The sequence below is a fragment of the Microscilla marina ATCC 23134 genome (genome assembly GCF_000169175.1).
In the GTDB taxonomy this organism is placed as follows: Bacteria; Bacteroidota; Bacteroidia; order Cytophagales; family Microscillaceae; genus Microscilla; species Microscilla marina.
The window spans coordinates 35,292-55,898 of the sequence record NZ_AAWS01000030.1; the positions used below are offsets into that span (position 1 = coordinate 35,292).

The 20,607-nt window shown below is 43.0% G+C and carries 13 protein-coding genes; 4 read left to right on the top strand and 9 right to left on the bottom strand.

The window, feature by feature from the left end:
- The first annotated feature begins 324 nt into the window (after window positions 1-324).
- On the top strand, window positions 325-4,644 hold the full coding sequence (locus tag M23134_RS23625; RefSeq protein ID WP_198145081.1) for a CHAT domain-containing tetratricopeptide repeat protein: 4,320 nt from the start codon (window positions 325-327) through the stop codon (window positions 4,642-4,644).
- Between the two features lie 99 nt (window positions 4,645-4,743).
- On the opposite strand, the gene M23134_RS38785 is transcribed toward M23134_RS23625, so the two are convergent.
- A complete protein-coding gene (locus M23134_RS38785) occupies window positions 4,744-5,829 on the bottom strand; it encodes a sensor histidine kinase (protein ID WP_002700264.1) in 1,086 nt (361 codons plus the stop codon).
- A 266-nt stretch (window positions 5,830-6,095) separates the two neighbouring features.
- Here M23134_RS38785 and M23134_RS38790 point away from each other — a divergent pair, with 266 nt between their 5' ends.
- Window positions 6,096-7,775 carry a serine hydrolase domain-containing protein gene (locus tag M23134_RS38790; RefSeq protein WP_002700266.1) on the top strand — a complete coding sequence of 560 codons (1,680 nt, stop codon included), beginning with the start codon at window positions 6,096-6,098 and terminating at the stop codon, window positions 7,773-7,775.
- A gap of 108 nt (window positions 7,776-7,883) precedes the next feature.
- On the opposite strand, the gene M23134_RS23640 is transcribed toward M23134_RS38790, so the two are convergent.
- The 8 genes from M23134_RS23640 to M23134_RS23675 all read right to left on the bottom strand — a co-directional run bounded on the left by M23134_RS23640 (window position 7,884) and on the right by M23134_RS23675 (window position 17,426).
- Complete coding sequence (locus M23134_RS23640) at window positions 7,884-9,197, bottom strand: HTTM domain-containing protein (RefSeq protein ID WP_002700268.1); 1,314 nt, start codon at window positions 9,195-9,197, stop codon at window positions 7,884-7,886.
- A 195-nt stretch (window positions 9,198-9,392) separates the two neighbouring features.
- Entirely contained in the window at window positions 9,393-10,490 is a 1,098-nt protein-coding gene (locus M23134_RS23645; RefSeq protein ID WP_002700270.1) for an imelysin family protein, read from the bottom strand.
- Between the two features lie 278 nt (window positions 10,491-10,768).
- Entirely contained in the window at window positions 10,769-12,175 is a 1,407-nt protein-coding gene (locus M23134_RS23650) for a di-heme oxidoreductase family protein (RefSeq protein WP_075164068.1), read from the bottom strand.
- Between the two features lie 160 nt (window positions 12,176-12,335).
- The gene (locus tag M23134_RS23655) at window positions 12,336-13,514 is read right to left on the bottom strand and encodes an imelysin family protein (protein WP_002700274.1); all 1,179 of its coding nucleotides are present in this window, start codon (window positions 13,512-13,514) and stop codon (window positions 12,336-12,338) included.
- Window positions 13,515-13,884: 370 nt separating this feature from the next.
- Complete coding sequence (gene def / locus M23134_RS23660) at window positions 13,885-14,436, bottom strand: peptide deformylase (RefSeq protein WP_002700276.1); 552 nt, start codon at window positions 14,434-14,436, stop codon at window positions 13,885-13,887.
- A gap of 389 nt (window positions 14,437-14,825) precedes the next feature.
- Window positions 14,826-15,242 (bottom strand): Holliday junction resolvase RuvX, encoded by a 417-nt coding sequence (gene ruvX / locus M23134_RS23665; RefSeq protein WP_002700277.1) that lies wholly within the window; start codon window positions 15,240-15,242, stop codon window positions 14,826-14,828.
- Between the two features lie 451 nt (window positions 15,243-15,693).
- Window positions 15,694-16,437, bottom strand: a complete 744-nt coding sequence (locus M23134_RS23670) for a hypothetical protein (protein WP_002700278.1) — start codon at window positions 16,435-16,437, stop codon at window positions 15,694-15,696.
- A gap of 215 nt (window positions 16,438-16,652) precedes the next feature.
- Complete coding sequence (locus M23134_RS23675; RefSeq protein WP_002700279.1) at window positions 16,653-17,426, bottom strand: class I SAM-dependent methyltransferase; 774 nt, start codon at window positions 17,424-17,426, stop codon at window positions 16,653-16,655.
- Between the two features lie 159 nt (window positions 17,427-17,585).
- Here M23134_RS23675 and M23134_RS23680 point away from each other — a divergent pair, with 159 nt between their 5' ends.
- Both M23134_RS23680 and M23134_RS38795 read left to right on the top strand, forming a co-directional pair.
- Window positions 17,586-18,521, top strand: coding sequence for an SDR family oxidoreductase (locus M23134_RS23680; RefSeq protein ID WP_002700280.1), 936 nt, complete (start codon window positions 17,586-17,588; stop codon window positions 18,519-18,521).
- 300 nt (window positions 18,522-18,821) lie between these two features.
- A complete protein-coding gene (locus M23134_RS38795) occupies window positions 18,822-20,507 on the top strand; it encodes an NACHT domain-containing protein (RefSeq protein ID WP_002700281.1) in 1,686 nt (561 codons plus the stop codon).
- Window positions 20,508-20,607: the final 100 nt, after the last annotated feature.

Genomic DNA, 20,607 nt, shown 5'->3' on the forward strand with positions numbered 1-20,607 from the left:
AAAGGCCACGGCTGAGTTTAAGTAATTTATTGATTATTAGATAGTTGTTCTGGGCTGATGAATGAAGCCTTTATTTGTGAAGCAAAAATACAGGGATTTTTAAATGTGTCCTGTTAAATGGATGTTAAGTTAGATTAGCCCTGGTTTTTTTTATATCAAACAGGCAAACTCAGGGTTTAACGAGTATTTGGCGATGTAATGAAAATTGTTAATTTCGTTGTTAGTCTTACAAATACTTTCTTGCTATATTATCCATCCAATCACACCTATTCAAATAATAAAACAATATACTCATATAACAATAAACAACAAATTATGATGCGGATGAGGGCTTTCACTATGATGATGTTGCTATGGCTGGCAGGTATGTACACAGCCCAGGCACAACAAAAAGATTATCAGAAGCTGTACAACGACATGGTACAAGCTGCCAAGCAAAAAAAATATCCTACTGCCGTGAAATATGCCGAAGAAATGCTACCAGGCATAGAGGGCGTATTAGGAAAAGGCTCTAAACAACTGGGCTCTTTTTACTATAGTGTAGCTGGGTTTTATCAGGCAGTAAAAAAGTACGACAAAGCAGAACAAATGTACCAACAGTCGCTGGCAATACGAAAAAACCTACAGGGAGGCAAAGCAGCCAGTTACTTTAAAACCCAACGACGTTTGGCAAGGCTTTATCTTCAAACTAAAAAAATGGCCAAGGCAGAGAAAATTTATGCCCAAATGCTCGAAAGCCAGAAAACTGCCCTGGGCGAGAAAAGCCCCGAATATGCACTTACCTTATATAACCTGGCCAACCTCAACCGGGATTTGGGCAAACCTGCGGAAGCGAAAAAATACTATACACAGGCACTGGCCATTCAAAAAGCAAGCAGAGGCGAACAACACCCCGACTACTTGAATACCCTCGAAGGATTGGCATTTTTGTACAACCAGGAAGGAGACTATAAAAAAGCAATGCCTTTGTTTGAAAAAATATGGCAAACCTATAAAGCGACCGTAAAAAACAGCAACCCCCAATACATAAGAGCGGTGGGCAACCTTGCCGAAATTTATTTTGCGGTAGGCAAGTACAACAAGGCAGATCCCTTGTACAATGAAACAGTACAATTGCTCAAAGCTACCAAAAGCCCTTTATACGGCAGGTATTTGGCAAGTATGGCAGTGCTCAAAGAGGTACAAGATCGTTATGATGAGGCCGAAAAACTGTACCAAGAAGCCATTACTGAGTTGAAAAAAGACGTGGGCGAGCAACACCCTGATTATGCCCAGGCAATGCACGACTTTGGCAAGCTGTATGAGCTGAAAAATGAGCTCAACAAAGCCGAACAAATGATGAAAAAGGCGCAAACGATCAGAGCACAGGCTTATGGCAAAAACTCGCCCAAATACGCCGAATCGTTGAATGACCTTGCCAAGTTGTATTTTAAAATGGGCAAGCATCAACAAGCGCTTGCTCATGCCAAACAAGCACTAGAGATTCGACAGAAAGGCAATGATAAAGCCACCGAGATGACCACCATTCGAAACATAGCGAATATCTATTGGACATTGAAACGGTTTACCGAAGCCGAAAAGTATTACAAAACGGTACTGGATTATCAAAAAAAGACCCAGGGAGCATTACACAAAGAGTATTTGACCACGCTCAATCGCCTGGGGGAGATGTATGATGCCCAAAACCGATTGAAAGAAGCTACTCAAGTGTATAAAAAAGTGCTCAAAGGAAGGGCGCAAACATTGGGTACCAACCACCGCGATTATTTGCTTACTTCGTATGACCTGGCAATGCTGTACATTACCGAAGAAAACAAGTTGGATAGTGCTTTTAGTCTATTGCAGGAGCTGGAAAAAAACGCGAGTGTATTGCGTAAAATGCCAGATGTGTATGCCAATATCTTAAGAAACCTGGGCGGAATTTATTACCAACAGGGTAAAATAGCTGAAGCCAAAAAACGCTTTGCCCAGTGTATAAAAGTGTATCCCCAACGCGATGAAAGTTATATTTATTTTCTCAACTCTTTGGCAGCCTCTTATGTAGAGTCGAGCAGCTATACTACTGCCGACTCGCTGTATTCGGCATCGTTGCGGTTGAGCCGACAAAAGTATGGGCGTAATAGTGAAATATATGCGGTAACGCTTGATGAGTCGGGCAAGATGTATGAGCAGGCAGGGCGCTACGACGAAGCTCTGAAAAATTACCAGGAGGCATTGAAACTGGAGAAAAAAATAAAGGGAGCCAATAGCCCCGAATATGCCCGCGCGCTGCACGACTTGGGGGTAGTATTTAAGGCAATGGGGAAATACACCGAAGCCGAACAAAGTTTTTTGAAGGCAAAGCAGCTACGTAAGGTAAATCCGGGCGTTGCCTCTTACGCTTATTCTGCTACACTAAACGGTATGGGCAACTTGTATAAAACAATGGGGCGCTATCAGGAAGCCGAAAAGATGTATGTACAAGCGCTCGATATTCGACGAAAAACACTGGGTGAACAACATTTTGAATATGCAGTTACCTTGAACGACCTGGCGGGGCTATACCGTAAATTAGGCAAAAAAGCAGCGGCACGTAAACTGTATACCCAGGCGTTGACTATTCGGCAGGCGGAGCTGGGCAAGCAACACCCCGACTATGCATCGTCTTTAGACAATCTGGCGGGTTTGTACCGCGACGAGGGCAACAAACAAAAAGCCGAAGAATATTACTTAAAGGCGCTTGAGATCAGAGGAAAAACGCTGGGCAATAATCACCCAGCTTATGCGGCATCGTTGAACAACCTGGCGGTGTTTTATGAAGAGTTGGGTAAGTTGACTGAGGCAGAACAGGCGTATAAACAAACTATAGATATTTTTAAAGAAAAACTAGGCGACAATCACCCCGATTATGCGGCAGCTTTGGGTAATTTGGGGGTTTTCTTGGAAGCCCAGGGTAAGTTTGACCAAGCCGAGCAGTACTTTAGCAAGGCAGTGAAGATTGTACTCAGACAAATTGACCAAACTTTTTCTTCTTTGAGCGAAGATGAAAAAAAACAGTTTTATGAAGTCAATAAGCGTTTTATAGATGGTTTTATGCGTTTCGCCTTTAATTCGTCAGGCTTGCGGTTGTCAAAGGGGCAAACCAAGTTACCAGTATTGGGCGATGCGTATAACTTGCAGTTGGCTACCAAAGCCCTTATTTTGAACGCTACCTCTAAGGTACGGCGCCGTATTATGGCAAGCGGCAACCAGGCTTTGATTGCCAAATACAATGAATGGCAAAAGGTGAGAGAACAGATTGCCAATTTATATAACCTGGGCGATGCTGCGCTCAACCGCAAGGGCATTAATGTACAAGCCTTGGAAGCAAAGGCCAACTCGTTAGAGCGTGAGTTGTCTGCCAAAGCCGAGGGGTTTCGTGGGGCTTATAACCCTTCGTTACCCACTTGGCGCGATGTGCAAAAGCGTTTGAAACCGGGCGAAGCAGCTATAGAAATGATACGTTTGCGTACGCGTAAAGACAGTGTTTACTACAGCGTGCTGGTGATAAAACCTGAGACTAAAGATCATCCAGAGTTTTTGACCATTCGCAATGGTAAAAAATTAGAAACCCGTTATGTAGCGTATTATAAAAATGCCATTCGCTTTAAACGCAGAGACCGTTACTCTTACAAAATGTTTTGGCAATCTTTTCGTAAGGTGCTCAAGGGGGTAAAAAAGGTATATATTTCGCCCGATGGTGTGTATAATCAAATTAACCTGAATACGCTCCAAAATCTCGAAACGAACAAGTATGTACTGGACGAACTAGAGGTAGCGATGGTGACCAATACCCGTGATATACTAGGCTTTGGCAAGCGTACAACTACCCACAAGCAAGCGGTATTGTTAGGACACCCCAAATACTATATTAAGCCGGAAGGCAAGATAAATATGGTGAAGAAAAAAAATAACCTGGATGAACAACAAGACTCCTGGCTGAAGTACGCTTTTTTTGCCGACTTGCCAGGTACAGCAGTAGAAATAGCTGGTATAAAAAAGGTACTAAGACGACAAGCCTGGAACACAAAGGTGCATTTGGGTAACAAAGCCCTTGAAGACAGTCTGAAAACGATCAAAAACCCTGATATTTTGCATATTGCCACCCATGGTTTTTTTATCCCTTCGCTTACCGATGAAGCACAGGGTGCACGTGGGGTAAAAATAAAAGCCCAGAAAAAGAAGAAAAAGGGCAGTAACCCAATAGACAATGACCCTATGTTGCGTTCGGGGTTGATTCTTGCCGGAGTGACAGATTATTTTAAGGCAACCGAAAAACCCAATACCGATGATGGGGTGCTGACAGCTTATGAGGCAATGAATTTACAGCTTGACGAAACCGATTTGGTGGTGTTGTCAGCGTGCGAAACCGGGCTGGGCAAGGTACAAAGTGGCGAAGGGGTATATGGGCTGCAGCGAGCTTTGAAAATAGCTGGGGCGCGTACCGTGCTTATGAGTTTATGGAAGGTGAGCGATGAGGCAACCCAAAAGTTGATGAATGCTTTTTATGAAGAGTGGCTTAAGTCGGGTAATAAACGGCAGGCTTTTCAGAAAGCCCAACTAAAAATAAGAAAGGATTATAGCCACCCGTATTATTGGGGAGCTTTTGTAATGGTGGGAGAATAGTTTTATAAAAGCATAAGTTGCCAGACCTGCCAGATTTTCTACACCTGGTGGGTCTAACTAAAGATATATCCGGTTTTGAGGCATAACGATGGTCTCTGTTTACAACGTCAATACCAGGTTGACCTTAAAAACCTCTTTGTCAGGCACTACTTCGAGGGTATACTTATTAGCATACAGCAACTCAAGTTGTCTTTGAACGTTTTTGAGTCCCAAGCCCGACTTTTCTTCTAACTGATTGTTGGCAAACGGATTTACCGTGTTCTCTACCCGAAAGCTCAATTGCTGATTGCTTACTTTTAGCTCAATGCTAATCGACGATGTTTGTTGTTTGCTAATGCCGTGCTTAAAGGCGTTCTCGACAAAAGTAATCAACAACATAGGGGCAATTAGGCATGCAGGCGCATCTATTTCTACCTCAAAGTTAATGTTTACTGTGTTGTTTTTTCCGGCAAACCGCAGTTTCTGCAACTCTATATAAGTCTCAATATAAGCCACTTCGCGCTCCAGGGCTATTCTATCTACATTACTTTCGTGCAACATGTACCTAATCAGTTTCGACAACTTGGCAATGCCTTCTGCTGTTCGTTCCGAACCATCGCTTAGCGCTGAAGCATATAAATTGTTGAGGGTATTGAACAAAAAATGGGGGTTGATCTGCGACTTTAAAAACTTAAGCTCGGTTTGAAGCTTGGATTGTTGCAAATATTGCTTTTCGGTTTCGTGCTGCACCCAGTCTTGCGTAAAGCGAGCCCCAAACGAGGTAATAATAAATATGAGATAAAAAGCGGGCTGCAGAGACACTATGCCTTGAAAGTGATTAGGTGGGTAGGCATCTTGTGGCATAGTAGGAGGGACTACCTGTACCAAAAAATAATCTACTCCTATCTCTATCCCATAACACATCACCACCAAGCCCACAAAGTTGACCAAGTAACTAAAGTACCGTTTTTGTTGCAGAAAAGTCTTCATCAACACTTCAGAGTTGCCATAAAACAGTATTGCCTTAAAGATGTTGCCAATGAGTAGGGGAATAAAAAACTGGAGATCGGTATAGTGCACATCCTGAAAAATACTGTTTTTGTCGGTGTAGGTTAACCTGCTGGATGAAAAGCTGTAGTAAAAAAAAGAAATCGCAAGCCAAAAAAGCCCATGCAATACTATAGTAATTATTTTTTGAGGTTTCATGCAAGGAGGTTTAGTATAGAACTACTCGAAGTTAGACAAAACCCACCACCCACCTATTATGACCAACTGTTTTTTTGATCAACGCCTGGGTTTATTGTACCAACAGCGCATCATGCTGTAAAACCGCTTTGTTACCAGCAATGGCACCATACATCAAAAATATTGGTACGTTGCTGTATTGAGTTTTTTATACTACCACAAGTTGCCTTCATTGCTGCCAATTAAAAAAGCTGAAATGGCTTTAAACAACCAATCAACATAAATTCATGAAAAAAATCACCCTATTCAATCTTTGTATTTTCTTAATGGCACTGTTTGCCTTGAGTACATTGCAAGCCCAAAACCACGCCCGTACCATTGATCAATACCTGACTAAAGCTAATCAAGAAGGCTTTTCGGGGGTGGCTTTGGTAGCACATAAAGGCAAAATCATTTTTAGCCAGGGGTATGGCTTTGCCAATCGCGAAAAGCGCCTTGCCTTTGACCCAAACTCGGTATTTGACATTGGTTCTATTACCAAGCAGTTTACTGGAGCAGCCATTATGAAATTGGAAATGGAAGGCAAACTGAAAACTTCTGATGTATTGACGAAATACTTGCCCAACCTGCCCGCCCACATGCACAAAATCACCCTACACCATTTGCTTACCCATAGCGCAGGCTTGCCCGGTGGCATAGGTCCCGACGAAGAGGTATTGGGTAAAGAAGCTTACCTGAAAAGATTGTTTACCAAAAAACTAAGCGATTCGTTTGGCTCGTTTGCCTATAGCAATGTGGGCTATAGCCTGTTGGCAATGGTAATAGAGCAAGCAAGCGGAATGGAGTATGAGCAGTTTTTACACAAAAAAATATTTGCCCCTGCCGGAATGACCCAAACTGGGTATAGATTGCCCACCTGGAGCACCAAAAATATAGTAGTGGGTTATCGCAATGGCAACCGTTGGGGCAGTACCCACCTCAAGTCTCATTACAACCAGGGCGTTACCTACCATCTTAAGGGCAACGGGGGCATTATGTCTACCGTGCTCGACCTACATAAGTGGTATAAGGCAATCAAAAACAACACTGTATTGTCAAAAGAAGCCACCCAAAAATACATTGCCAAGCATATAAAAGACGGAGGCGGACACTATGGTTATGGTTGGGGCACCGAACCCAAACCCGGACGGGAAATAGTGTGGCACAATGGAGGTAATGGTTTTTTTAATGCTTTTATGGGGTATTATCTTGCCAAAGACTTGGTCATTATTGTAGCCACCAACTATGGTAAAAGTGCTGACCCTTATGCGCACCCAATAGACCGTATCATGCACGGCGAGTTTAAAACAATGAACGAAAAACTGGCGAAGCGCTACCAGGGGGCTTATCGCTTGCCTTCCGGCGAAAAATTTAAGGTGCGTTTCAATGCCAACAGTCAGTTAGAAGTGCCCATTCACCAGGCGGCTTTGTACCAGTTGTTTTCGGGGTCTATTGCCGACAAAGCCTCGGTAGCGGCTACTTATAACCAAAAAATAAGTGTACTTGGTAACACTTTGCTCAAGCACAACTATGCCCAATATGCCAAGATAGAACATCAGTATATGCTCGAAGGGTCAGAGGCAGCAATAGCAAGTCAAATAAAACGCAGCCTTGAACGCAGAGAAAAACGTCTGGGCAAAATAAAAGCGGTGGAGGTGTTGGGCAGTGTGGCACGCCAAAAAGGGAAGTATTACTTAAGTGCAGCAAGGTTCGCTTTTGCAAAGGGAAATAACTATGTTTTCTATACCTGGAAAGGAAATCGACTAATTGGTGTGAGGGTATTGAACGAAGCTGGTATGACCAAAAAGTTTGATTATCAGGGCAAGCACGCCTTTTTTGCGGAAAGCAACCAACTTAAGATACAACTTACTACCCAACAAGGCAAGCCTGCTATAAGGGTAGGAGACAAGGTGTTGGTGAAGGAGTAGGGACTTACAGCTTTAAGCGACAAGCGAAAAGTGATTAGCCCAGAGCCCTAACAAGGCTCTAGGGACTATTGATCATGCAATGCCGCTTTTTGCTAAAAATCATAAAAATTACAAAAGAGGTAACAGCCATTCATTGCGAGGCTGTTGCCATTTTATCTGCATCAAATCTACCTCAGGGCGAATGTAAGGCTGGCTTTTTCTACCATTAAATGCCAGGTATGACTTTGCCCTGATTTGGATTTTTGGGTGCCCCTCTTGTTTGAGTTGTTCGCCTAAGTGATGCGCCAGCTGCAAGATCATATCGGGTTGGGTAGCCATCATTTTTTCCTGCAAAGGCGTCAGCATTTTGCCCGGTAAAATCTCCCATTGTTGTTGGGTTTGTGGGTCATAAGCCATAAAACTTACCAAGCCCGTTTTTTCAATCAACATCACATTCCAGGCAAACCTAAACCCTTCTTCTGTCCAAAGCACATCGCCTTTGTACAACCAGTGTCGCAATGGCAGCAAACATTGAACTATTAAAAAAAACGCCACAAAGCCTTTGATCAACCGAGTGCGCCAAGGTAGCGCAGGAAAGGGGCGGTCTGGCACCAATGCAGGCGATGAGCAAAGCTTTTGGTAAAAGCCCGTAGAGAAGAAAACAGTAGCACTCACCATCATTACCCAAGGGAAAATGCCAATGTTAAACAACAGCCAGGTAAGCAAGTGAAACACCACTACCAACCCATAAGCCACCGGGCGAGACACCCGCCAGGCAAGCAAAAAAGCAATGCTCAAATCAAACAAAGCCCCCGCCCAGCTCATCAGGTAAGGCACCCAATCATATTGGAGCCAGGCACCCACCAACGGGTAGTTGGTGCGCACGGCAAGCCAGGTTTTGAGCGGTTCGGCGTGTACCAGCCAATCATACTTAAGCTTGGCCACTCCGGCAAAAAAATACACCAGCCCAATTTGACAACGCAACGCAGCCACATACCAAAAAGGCACCGTTTGCTGGCGCAGTTGGGCAAACCACTGTCGGTCGAGCGAAAAACGATGATGTAAGGGAAAAAAGATGAGCAAAAAACTCAATACACTGATAAAGTAATAGTGGTTGAGGTAATTGGTTTTGTCGATGAGTTCTACGTAAGTAAAACCCAAAAAAAACAGCCCCATACTCAAGCGGTAAAACAAGCCCAGTATGATGCACCCACAAAGTACCATAAGCCCACCAAACAACCAATACATACCATTGCCTGGTAAGGGTTGCACCCAATGAAACCCCTCGAAAGTAAAAAAGAACTTTGGTGTCAGGTACAAGTCTTTGATCCAACCCTTGGCCGCAAAACGTACAAGACTGACCAACATTAAGCTACCAAAAAAAATCCTGAAAACACCCAAAATAGCATTGTCTACCGGGCGGTTAAAGCGCAAAGTATTCATAGTTTTTTAGCATTGATAGGCTCAAGTCCTTAGATGCCGATGCATAGCGGTGCTTCAAGTTTGACGCTGCTCTACAAGCAAAACTTATCGGTTTTATAAGACGTTTATTTTTAGGGTTTTATGAGGTCAATAGATGGAAGCTACTATAGCCCCAAGCTTGGGACTTGTCGCTTGTACCTTGAGGCTATCCAAGCCCTAATCCCCATCATTGTCATTAAACGTCACAATTCCCCCCAAGGCATTCATCATGTCTACCTTGATAAGCACCACCAACTCACGCGCAAGGGCATAAGCTGCCTTTGTCTGCGTTTGGTCGGCACTTACAGCCTCATACAAAGTGGGTTGAATGGCAAGCACCGCCTCTTTGGTTTTGGCAATGTGCGCCACTATACTATTGGCAAGCGATTGCCCACTGCCCGACGCTTTCAGTGCATTGAGATAATCATCAAAACCATCGCCCGAATCACCCTTAAAAACCATTGTCATCATATCCAGGTTTGCGACCAAATGTGCCAACGAAGTTTTACTACGCCAAGCCTCCGTTTTTTCGGGTTGAGGAGTACCATCTTTGAGCTGCACCCCCAGCGGCGCGCCCAGTTTGGTATTGGCAACAATTTCTGCCGTTTCAATCATTTTATTGGCAAGTGTATTGACTGCATCGTTGCCTCCCTGACTATTTTTAATAAAAGTCTGGAGATAATTGCCCCCGTTGTTTGCCCACTCCTGTGCTACTGCTGTCACCTGTACTTCAATGTTTTGTGCTGCTGCCCTTACATAAGCCTTTCGGCGAATGGCTTGAGCATCGGTAGTAAACAGGGCAAGCATTTGCTCCAGCGTTTTTTCGCGGTCGAACAACAAAAACTCGATGGTTGGAAACCCCTTAGCGGCAGCCCCTAGTGTAGCCATATATGCTTGATTTAGCGTGATGTCAGCATCGCCCAGCACACTCTCAATGATGTGAGTACGGGCAGGGTTAAAGTCAATTTTGAGACTGGTTTCCTGCATTTTGATAGGCCCAAAGTTAAAAAAAGCACAGCGTTCCCATTGCAATGTTGCGGCTTGCCAGGCATTGCGTACCAATTGCAGGTTTTCGGCAGTGGTTTCGGTTTCAAAAGCCTGGGCAGCCTTTACCAAAGTGCTCATTTCTTGCTGCAAAGCATTCAATTGTGGAACAATGATATTATTCCCCACATTCTCCAGAATGAGCTGACGGTTATAACTTTCTTGTTCTTGTTTAATGCAGCCCAGCAAGCCCAATAAGCAATATATATAAAGCAGTGTATTTCTTTTCATCAGGTTATTTTATAGACTATCAATCGCCCATAGTTTTTTGTTTTTATTATATTTGCAAATAGTAGAGTGAAAGAAAGGCAACCATGAGACCTTTTATAAAATGGCTAATTTACCCGTAGCAGCTTCTGTTTGCGGATTTTATAAATCACCAAAAATCAAGGTGATATAAAACCACGGAAACTTGTAGAACAGCCTTCAACTTGAAACTTACTGCTTAAAGCACCAATATACATCGGTATCTAAGGACTTGAGTCTTTGGTAGCCCAGAGCCCTAAACTCTAAAGCGACTCCAAAAACTTAATGACCGCCTGACGGTCACCTTTCGACAATTTCATATAAGCCTCCTTCGCCTTGACACCCTCGCCACCATGCCAAAGAATAGCCTCTTGTAAATTGCGTGCCCGCCCATCGTGCATAAAATTGGTATGCCCGTTTACCGTTTGTACCAAGCCAATGCCCCACAAAGGCGGAGTACGCCATTCATTACCCGTTGCCTCAAAATCAGGGCGATTATCTGCCAGGTCATCGCCCATGTCGTGCAACAACAAATCGGTATAAGGGCGAATGACCTGCCCCGACAGTTCTGGAAAGCCCCTAAGAGTACCAGTCGTAAACTTGGGTGTGTGGCAAGTCATACAACCAATTTTGCGAAACAATGCCTTGCCCTTAAGCACCTCACCATCTTGCCAGTTGCGGCGAGCGGGTACTGCCACCAAATGGTTATAAGCCGTTACCGCGTCCAGGTTTTCGGCGCTTATCTCAGGGCTACCTCCATTGGGCGCCTGTTGGCAGTTGGTTTGCCCCGAAGTACAGTTTTCGTTAGGAAACAAAGGCGAAGTAATGCCCATATCGCCCAGAAAAGCCCCCGCTACTTGTTGTTTTAGCGTAGGTTTGTTGGCTTTCCAGCCAAACCTGCCCAGTGTCTTTTTTTCTTTCACCACATCCCACACATAGTTGGGTCTGCCCGACACCCCATCCTTGTTGATGTCATTGGGGTCGGCTTGTGCCAAAATATCTATTTCGTTGATCGCCTGTAGTAGCCCCAACCCCGGAATCATAGGTGCCACCCTGGGCGAAAACAATATTTGAGGCGACATAGCCCCATAGCCCAGGTTTTTGAAGGTATACACAGGTTTGCGCAAGGTATAGGTTTCGCCGTCGTCAAACTTCCCCGCCACCTCTACATAACTCAGTGCTACATTGCCTTCTGCCTTTACCCCCAATATATGCTTGTTGTTGAGCTGGTTGCCATAGGTAGGGTCGCCCAGAGGTCCTCCGTGTTCGGTTTGCCCCGGAATGCTCAACCTGATAAGCATAGACTCAAACACCCCACCCGGAGCAGGCGGTGTACCTCGTCCGTCGTTTACGTGGCACCCTGCACACGACACTGCATTGAATAAAGGCCCTAAGCCATCGCGGGCGGTAGTAGAGGCAGGCGCCGATACCCAAGGGTTGCGGAAAAAGGAGTTGCCTACAAAAAAATGATCAAAATTTTCATTGCTGAGGTTACGCACCGACTTGTCAAAAGCCTTGGCGCTGCTGGCAAAAACCGTAGTTTCGCCTCCCGAAAGTTCTTCGTTTTCTTCGGGCATCAACATTTCTGTTTCTGACTGGCAACTGATAAAAACTACGCTACAGTAAGCCAGTAAACTAAGAAAAAGCGTAAGGAATCTTATATGTGTCATTGGTAGGGAATTGGCAGTTATTGAAATCAAAAGCGTAGCCAGCAATTAGCAACAAACAAAAGTAGTTATTGGGCTTTTGCTATCAAACAAAAAAACGACAGGCTTATACCTGCCAGGGTGTTGAAACCTGGCAGGTACCATTACTTGTTGCTTTATAACCTTATTTCAAAGCGTCAGACGTTTCCAGCGTAAGGTTACCTAAGTTGAGCTTTTGAGCAATCGACTCAATAGAACGGGTTTGGGCTCTCAGAGCCGTGATCGCCACCTCTACGCGTTGGTTTCCAGCTGTATTGCCTTGGCTTATCTCCTTGTCGAAGGGCGCCTGAATAGCCAGTGTAGCTGCTTTGGTAGCTTCCAGTTCGGTTTTTATCTGGGCATACAGTTCTTTGTCGACTACTTCTACCAAGGAGGCAATGCCCTTGCCCGTAACACTGCCATAAGTACCCCAGTATACATTATAAATTCCCTGGGCATTGGTTACTATATCACGGTGAGTATTATCGCTAAAGCAAGAGTGTTCGTCTTCCTGGTCGTGGTTAAACAAAGCTACCTTCATACGCTCTCCGGCAAGTTCTGCTTCAGACAAGCTACCCATTCCGGTCAAAATTCTTACTATCGACTTGTTGCCATCTGCTACAAAACTAGTGCGGTAACTGGCACCCTCTGCCCAGGCATCTCTCACTGTTTTTAAGTCCTCGAGCAATAAATCAATCGTTACGTGCAAATATGTTTTGCGTCGGTCGGCATTGGTAGCCGTAGTATAATCAGTAAAAGCACGTTGGCCGGCGTTGCTGTAGTCGCCGCCAGGGTTGGTATCTTGTCCCCACAACAAAAACTCAATGGCGTGGTAGCCAATGCTGATATTTTTTTCACCCCCTTTTTCGTTGTTGCCTCTCAATGTAGCAGCATCAATGGTTTGGGTTAAATCATTGATGATACCAGCCGTGGCATTGCCGGCTACATAATCTATAAAGTTTTCGTCCAATGGCCAGGCATTGATCGCCCCCTCCGGACCAGTAGCAGAGTTATCGATAGGCCCTTCGTAAAAACGAAAAACCTCGGTTTGCCCATAAGGTTCGCGGGCGTCTTTCCAGGCTTGCTTGGCAGCGTCAAACTTGGCTTGGTCGGGGTTGGCTACAAAAGCGTCAATGCTTGTTTTGAGTGCTACCACCTTGTCGTAGCTATCACTATAGCTCTGGTGAGCTATTTTGGCATAAGTTTCCAATACCTCAGCCACCTGAGTAGCGTCAGGGGTAGGGGGAGTAGTTTCTTCCTTTTTTTTGCAGGCATTGAGTAACATTACAAATACCAGCAGGGGTAATACTTTAATCAATTGCATTGTGCTATCCTTATTTAGACTCGTTAAAAATAATGCAGCAAAGATAGAATTATTTTATTCAAATAATCAATAGCCTGCCGCATTTAGTCCATCATTTACAACCGACCTGAGCGCACATTCAATTTGCTCAATTGTGAGAATCAGTCAATTATAATAAAATCATTTCTTGATATTTTTTTTCATCAAGTAAGTGCTTTCACCACTGCACATTGGTAGGAGATCAAAAAGCTGGTGCAGGGATGCTAAAATTGTATAACAATGGCAGTGCAGAATGCCGACGTATATTGATAAGCTGTGAAGCTATCGGCAAAAAAAAACCGCAGATGTTGGTAACACCCACGGTTGGTCAATTCTTTATGATACAGCACATTTATTTTTTTGCCGCAGGAAAACGCATCCTATAATCAACCCGTACATCACCCTTGCTTATTTTGGTAAGGCGCGACTTGAGCAAACGTTTCTTAAAGCCCGAAAGGTAATCGGTAAACAATACCCCTTCTATATGGTCGTATTCGTGCTGAATCACCCTTGCCGCCATACCATCATACTCTGCTTCGTGTTCTTTCCAGTTGAGGTCAAAGTATTTGATACGAATTTTAGGCTGTCGACTTACATTCTCTCTTATGTCAGGAATACTCAAACAACCTTCTTCAAATACCCATTCGGTACCTTCTTCTTCCAGTATCACCGGGTTAATAAAAGTCATCTTCATGTTTTGTAGCGCCTCATCCATTGGCTCAGGGTCAATCACAAACAAACGCAGGCTTTTGCCTATTTGCGGAGCTGCCAGCCCCACGCCATGCGCCTCATACATGGTTTCAAACATATTTTCTACCAGTTCACTCACATCAGTACCTGGTGCTATTTCCTCGGCTTTTTTTTTCAATACGGGGTCACCGTAAGCCACAATCGGATAAATCATCTTATATCAAAATTTTTATTATTACTTATACTTTAGTCGATAGATTAGTAGTCCATAGTCAATAGTTTTTGTGGTTTGCTTGGCTCTTGTTTGACCGAAAGTTATGAGGGTGCTTTAGTCCATAGCCCCCACAGGGCAAATCCTTAGATGCTGATGTATGTCTAACCCCCTTGCTGTAATACAATGAAAGTCCGGGATTTATCGGGGTGTTTGCCCTTATGAAGAGTAAACAAGCGTGAATTAAATGCTTTTTGAGTGGAAAATCTTATTGACAAAGTTTATTTTCCTGACATAATTCACTGATGATCAGTTGGACCCACGTACACTCCTAATTCTTAATTGAAAATTGTAAAAGCCCCGCTTTGCGAACCATCAAACCATTTAAACTATCACAGCTGCATTTTCTCCAGGTAAGACTGCAATATTACTACCGCACTCACCTTGTCTATGTTGCCCTTTTCGCGGCGATACTTCTTCGTAGTACCCCCAGCAATCATTGCATTGAGGGCTATTTTAGAAGTGAACCGTTCGTCGTGGGTTTCTATGTCCGTGTCCGGGAAATTTTTCTTGAGTAAATTAAGAAAAGCTTCTACGTGTTTGGTAGCGTGGCTTTCGGTGCCGTCCAATCGCTTGGGCATGCCTACTACAAACAACTCAATGCCTTCTTGCTCGTGGTAGTCTTTCAAAAACTGGATGACATCTTTTGAGTGGACAGTGTCTAAGGCAGTAGCAATAATTTTGAGTGGATCAGTCACCGCCAATCCCACTCTTTTGGTTCCATAGTCAATGGCAACAATACGCGGCATATCAATAATTTAAGTACTAATGCAGAATTAAATACATTTAATAAATAGACATAATTGTCGTATTATAAACTAACTATATCTGATTGCTTATAGCTTGTTGCTGCTTAATTTAGACATAAACAACTGTAGGTAATGAGCTACAAGCAGGTTTGAACCAATCATATAAAATCAGCTATGCTTCATAATGATTGGTATTGTTTTTTTATAGTAAGTACCAAGGTAGCATTAAATATACCTAATGAGTAGGTGTAACTACCTTATGATGAGCAAGTGGCTCTTACTTGTAGCACCGATATACATCGGTATCTAAGGGCTTATAGCTCATTACTTGCTGCTACTTATCAGGTATAAACCTAGTCATTAGGCAAAATTAGACAAATCTCTACTGATTAGCGCGCGATTCAATAGTTAATTTCATTTATATAACCCTGGAGGGCATAAAATCAAGGGTTTAGTTATAGTGATGGCGTTTTTTAAGCATTTGTTTTACCTTTAGCTCCAGCTGTAATGCCTTGGGAAACAAAATTTGATTTTCTATTTTGGCATGTACCTGCAAGTCCTTTTCCAAAGCCTGTAGCTCCATAAAAAGCACCCTCAAGTGTAAATGGGCGTTTTGGTCAAGGTAGTAGTTATTGGTAATATCTCTGATGCCCTTCATTTCGTCGTCGTGGGTGTCGTGCTCAATGGCAAGCAAATGCACTTGATTTTTCTCCATTTCATAATGCAACTTGCTGGCGTTGTAATGCCCCTGAGAGGCACCCATCAATAGCATAACATATCGGAAAAAAGTATCTTCTTCTTCGTGGATATGATGAATGAAATCTTCGGTAAATAAAGGAAAGAGTAATTGAAGATCGCGAATAGTATGAGCGTTTCCTATTTTTTGAGGGTCAAGGTTTTCAATCAACGACGCCATATAAGGCAACTTTTCGTTGATAAACACATAATGGGCGTGACGCAAGTACTCAATCACCAAGTCTGCCGGGTAAGTATTGAGAGGAAGTTCTTTAGGCTGGTGATGGATAGCCTCAAGGCTACTCACTACCTTTTCTACGTTGAGATTTCTCGCCTTACAAACCTGAGCAAGCGTATCGTTTGAGTAATTGTAGAACTCAATGCCAAAATAGTGTAATACGGCAGCGTATACATAATTTTCGGTCACTAGTTCGTTTATTTTTTTGGCAACTAACCTCATATACTTGTTCCTAAATTGTGAGATTGTAAGATGATTGTAATAGATAAAGCAAATAAGTACTAATACAGCATTAAATACGGCTAACAAGTAGCTATTGTTAGCTTATGATGAGTGAGTTAGCCTTATTTTTATTATCGTTAATTATACCAATATGTATTGGCATTCAAGGCTTGTGGCTACTTGCTATATAGAAAGTGCTTAGCAAAAATAAAAAATTAAACCTTTTTACACAAATACACAATTTCTTTAGAAGGCAACGAATACTTTTCTACCAATGCCTTGTCCAGATGCATCACATAGTCATCTTCTATTACTTCAAAACCACCCTGTTGCAAGCGTATGCCATAGTCGGTACCATACATGCGCACGTGGTCTTCTTGTCCAAAAGCCTTGAAACGCTCCGATGGACTGATAATGTTAGCATCTTCGTAAGTAAGCTCTAGCCCTTCTGCGATAAAAGGCACTTGAATAATAGCCCAACCACCGGGCTTTAGTACACGGTGAATCTCACTCATTGCCTTGATGTCATCGTCTACGTGTTCCATTACGTGGTTGCAAAAAGCCACGTCAAAAGTACTTGCGTCAAAAGGAATGTCATGTACATCCATTTTTACCTTGGCAAGCGGCGACTCTAAGTCAGCCGTGATATAGTCGAGGTTAGGCATTTTGTCAAACCGTTTGATAAAGCAAGCTTCAGGAGCAATGTGCAATACCTTGAGTTGATCTTTAAAAAAGTTGGTTTTTTCTTTTAAGTACAAATGCATCAGGCGGTGCCGCTCCAGCGATAAGCAATTGGGGCACAAGGCATTGTTTCGTGCCGACTCACCCCTGCCATAAGGCAGAAACTTCTTGAAATTTTTGCTGCATACTGGGCAGTGTACCTTATCTCCCCGGTAAAATATGGCCAAAACTTTGAGCGCCAGCGGGCTTATAATTTGTAAATACTTTCTTGGAACTCGTCTAATGATCCAGCTAATGAGTTTTTTCATGAAGGTCAAAATCAAATGTAATTACAAAGCTACGGCTAAAGTCTGAAAAAATGAAGCAAACAAAATACACAAGTGACTTCTGCCAACGATAAAAGTTGTATTTAGAGTACTTATTGGTAGCTTTGTACCTGATTTGCTATTCTCAAAAACATTTTAAAAATGCAAAAAATACTCATTACTGGTTCCAACGGTTTATTGGGTCAAAAGCTCCAGCAATTACTCATTACGTCGCCTTATAATACCACCGTAGAAGTACTGGCTACTTCGCGTGGCAACAATCGTTGCTCTATCACCAATGCCAATCTGCGTTACCAGTCCATGGACATTACCAATCGTGAAGAGGTGATCGCAACCCTGACCGAGTTTAAACCAGATGCTGTGATACACACTGCTGCCATGACCCAGGTTGATGACTGTGAGACTCAACGTGACTTGTGCTGGCAGCTCAATGTAAACAGTGTAGAGTATTTGATAGAGGCTTGCCAACAGCTAAAGCAAGCAGGAAAGGCGCCTTTCTTGGTTCATTTGTCTACTGACTTTATATTCGATGGGGCAGCTGGTCCTTACCATGAAGAAGCCACCGCCAACCCGGTAAGTTATTATGGCGAAAGCAAACTAGCCGCTGAACAGGCTTTGCTGGCAAGCAATATACAGTGGAGCATTGCCCGTACCGTGCTGGTGTATGGCATAACCGAGGCTATGAGCCGCTCGAACATCATTTTGTGGGTGAAAAAATCGCTTGAAGAGGGCAAAACCATTCATGTAGTAAACGACCAATGGCGCACACCTACTCTTGCCGAAGACCTTGCTATGGGGTGCTTCTTGATGGCCGACAAGAAAATTAGTGGTATTTTTAACATATCGGGCAAAGATTTTCTGACGCCCTACGAAATGGCGATTAAAACCGCAAAATACTTTAACCTCGATGCGTCATTAATTGTAAAAACCGATGCTTCACGGTTTTCGCAACCTGCCAAAAGACCACCAAAAACCGGGTTTATTCTTGATAAAGCAATCCAACAACTCAATTATGCGCCGCGCTCGTTCGATGAAGGCATTGCTATTCTTGACCAACAGCTCAAGGCCACAGTATAGGGTTGGGCTACTATAAAGCATACCAGAAAATAGGGGTGTATGCGCGAAAATCTTGATATTGTTTAATCAATTTGCTTTTTTTTGCGTATACATTTCGCTATTTTTGTTGTTATAGCATTTTCTGCTCAATTTTTGTTCTTCCCAGTAGTATATTATTTTAAATGAGCAAATTGAATCAATAAAGGCGGTTTTTGGTGTTTTAAAAACCCAAATAATTTTATTGATTTCTAATCGTACAAAAAATAATGCGTGGAGCTTGTATGATTGTTAATTTGCCTAACCCTATAAGCTTTAGAAACAATGAGCCTACAAGAAACAAAAAATGGGCTGTACGCTTACTACACAAAATACGAAATAAAGCGCGCACTCAAATACTATGTTCCTACGCACTGTCAGAATATAGCCCCCACCTTAGAGAACAACCCTGACAATCAGTTTGCCTTTGTTACACGACAGTTATTGATTCCGTTTTTTATCAATCGCAACATCAAAGACTCAATGTATCGAGATAAGTTTTACATCATTTTGGCAGAGGCTGGAATGGGTAAAACAACCTTTATGTTAAACTTGTACACCAAATACGCCGAAAAGCTGGCAGATACCGATTATCAAATCAAAATTTTTCCGTTGAGTTTTCCTAATGCAATGGAGCAGGTAGAGAAAATTCCAAAAGCAGAACGCCCCAATACCATTTTATTATTAGACGCATTTGACGAAGACAGTGACGCTATCAAGGCTCATCAAAAAAGGCTGCACTACATTCTGCAAAAAGTGGCTGATTTTAAAGAAGTGGTTTTTACCTGTCGTACCCAGTTTTTTCCGCGCGAAGAAGAAGAGTCAGGAGAAACCGGCTTGTTAAAGTTTAAATACAAAGAAAATACTTACCAGTTTCGAAAGCTTTATTTGTCTCCTTTCAACGAAGAAGACATCAAAACATACCTTAAGAAGAACTACTCGTTTTTGAACATTCTGAAGCGCAAAAAAGCCGAAAAAATAGTGTTGCATTCGCCCAACCTGATGGTGCGCCCTATGCTGTTGCGCTATATCGACGACCTCATCAAAAGCCGGGACAACTACAGCTCTACTTATCAGATTTATACCGAACTGATTGCCAAATGGATAGAACGTGAAGTACAACGCCGGGGAACGAACAAAGAAAAGTATCGCCGCGACTTGTACAAATTTTCGCGTGAGGTGGCCATTGATATGTACACACACCGCAAGCGCAGAGGTGGCTTTGTGATCACTGATGATGAACTAAAAGTACTGGCCGAGCAAAACAATGTAGATTTGGGCACGCTTGAGCTCAAAACAAGGGCATTGTTGCACATGAACACGTTGCACCAGTGTACTTTTGCCCACAAATCTATCCTGGAGTACTTCTTGGTAACCGAGGCTTTTTACAACCTCCAGTTTGCCAAGCAGCTCGACTTGAGCGATCTGGAACAAGGAGAACAGTTACGTGAAGAAATGTTTTTTGAGAAAGCTAAATCATTATTTGGACGTTATAAAACCTATGATTCGGGCAAGAGCAAGGATTTTGTGAATATAAAACCTGCCGAGCTCGAAAAAATCAAACACGCGGCATTGCTCAAGATAGATGCCCACGACGTACAAGTATTGCGCACTTTCAAGAGTTTGGGTTTGTTGCAAATCAACGATATTCAAGTAGATGTTGATCAGTTAGACCAGTTCTTGTACCAAAACCATTTGGACTTAAGCGCCAAAGGTTTGACCCAAATCAGTGACCTTCAGTTTTTGACCAACCTGGAAAAACTGGATTTGAGTAATAACCAAATTACTGACTTGACTCCGCTCAAAAACCTGAAGCGTTTAAAACAGCTTAATTTGTACTCAAATAAGGTAAAAGATATAAGTATTTTGAGCGAATTGCCTAACCTCGAAGAGGTCAACATTCAGGAGAACCCTATAGACCCACATACTTCGGGCAATGTGAGTGGCTCTTATGCTGAGGTAGCGCTTTAGCAAAAATAAAACAAGACAAAATAAAAAACGAGTGATGGAACCAATGCTGTCACTCGTTTTTTTATGCTTTTTACTTTCGATTACCCGCCTTTTTTGAATT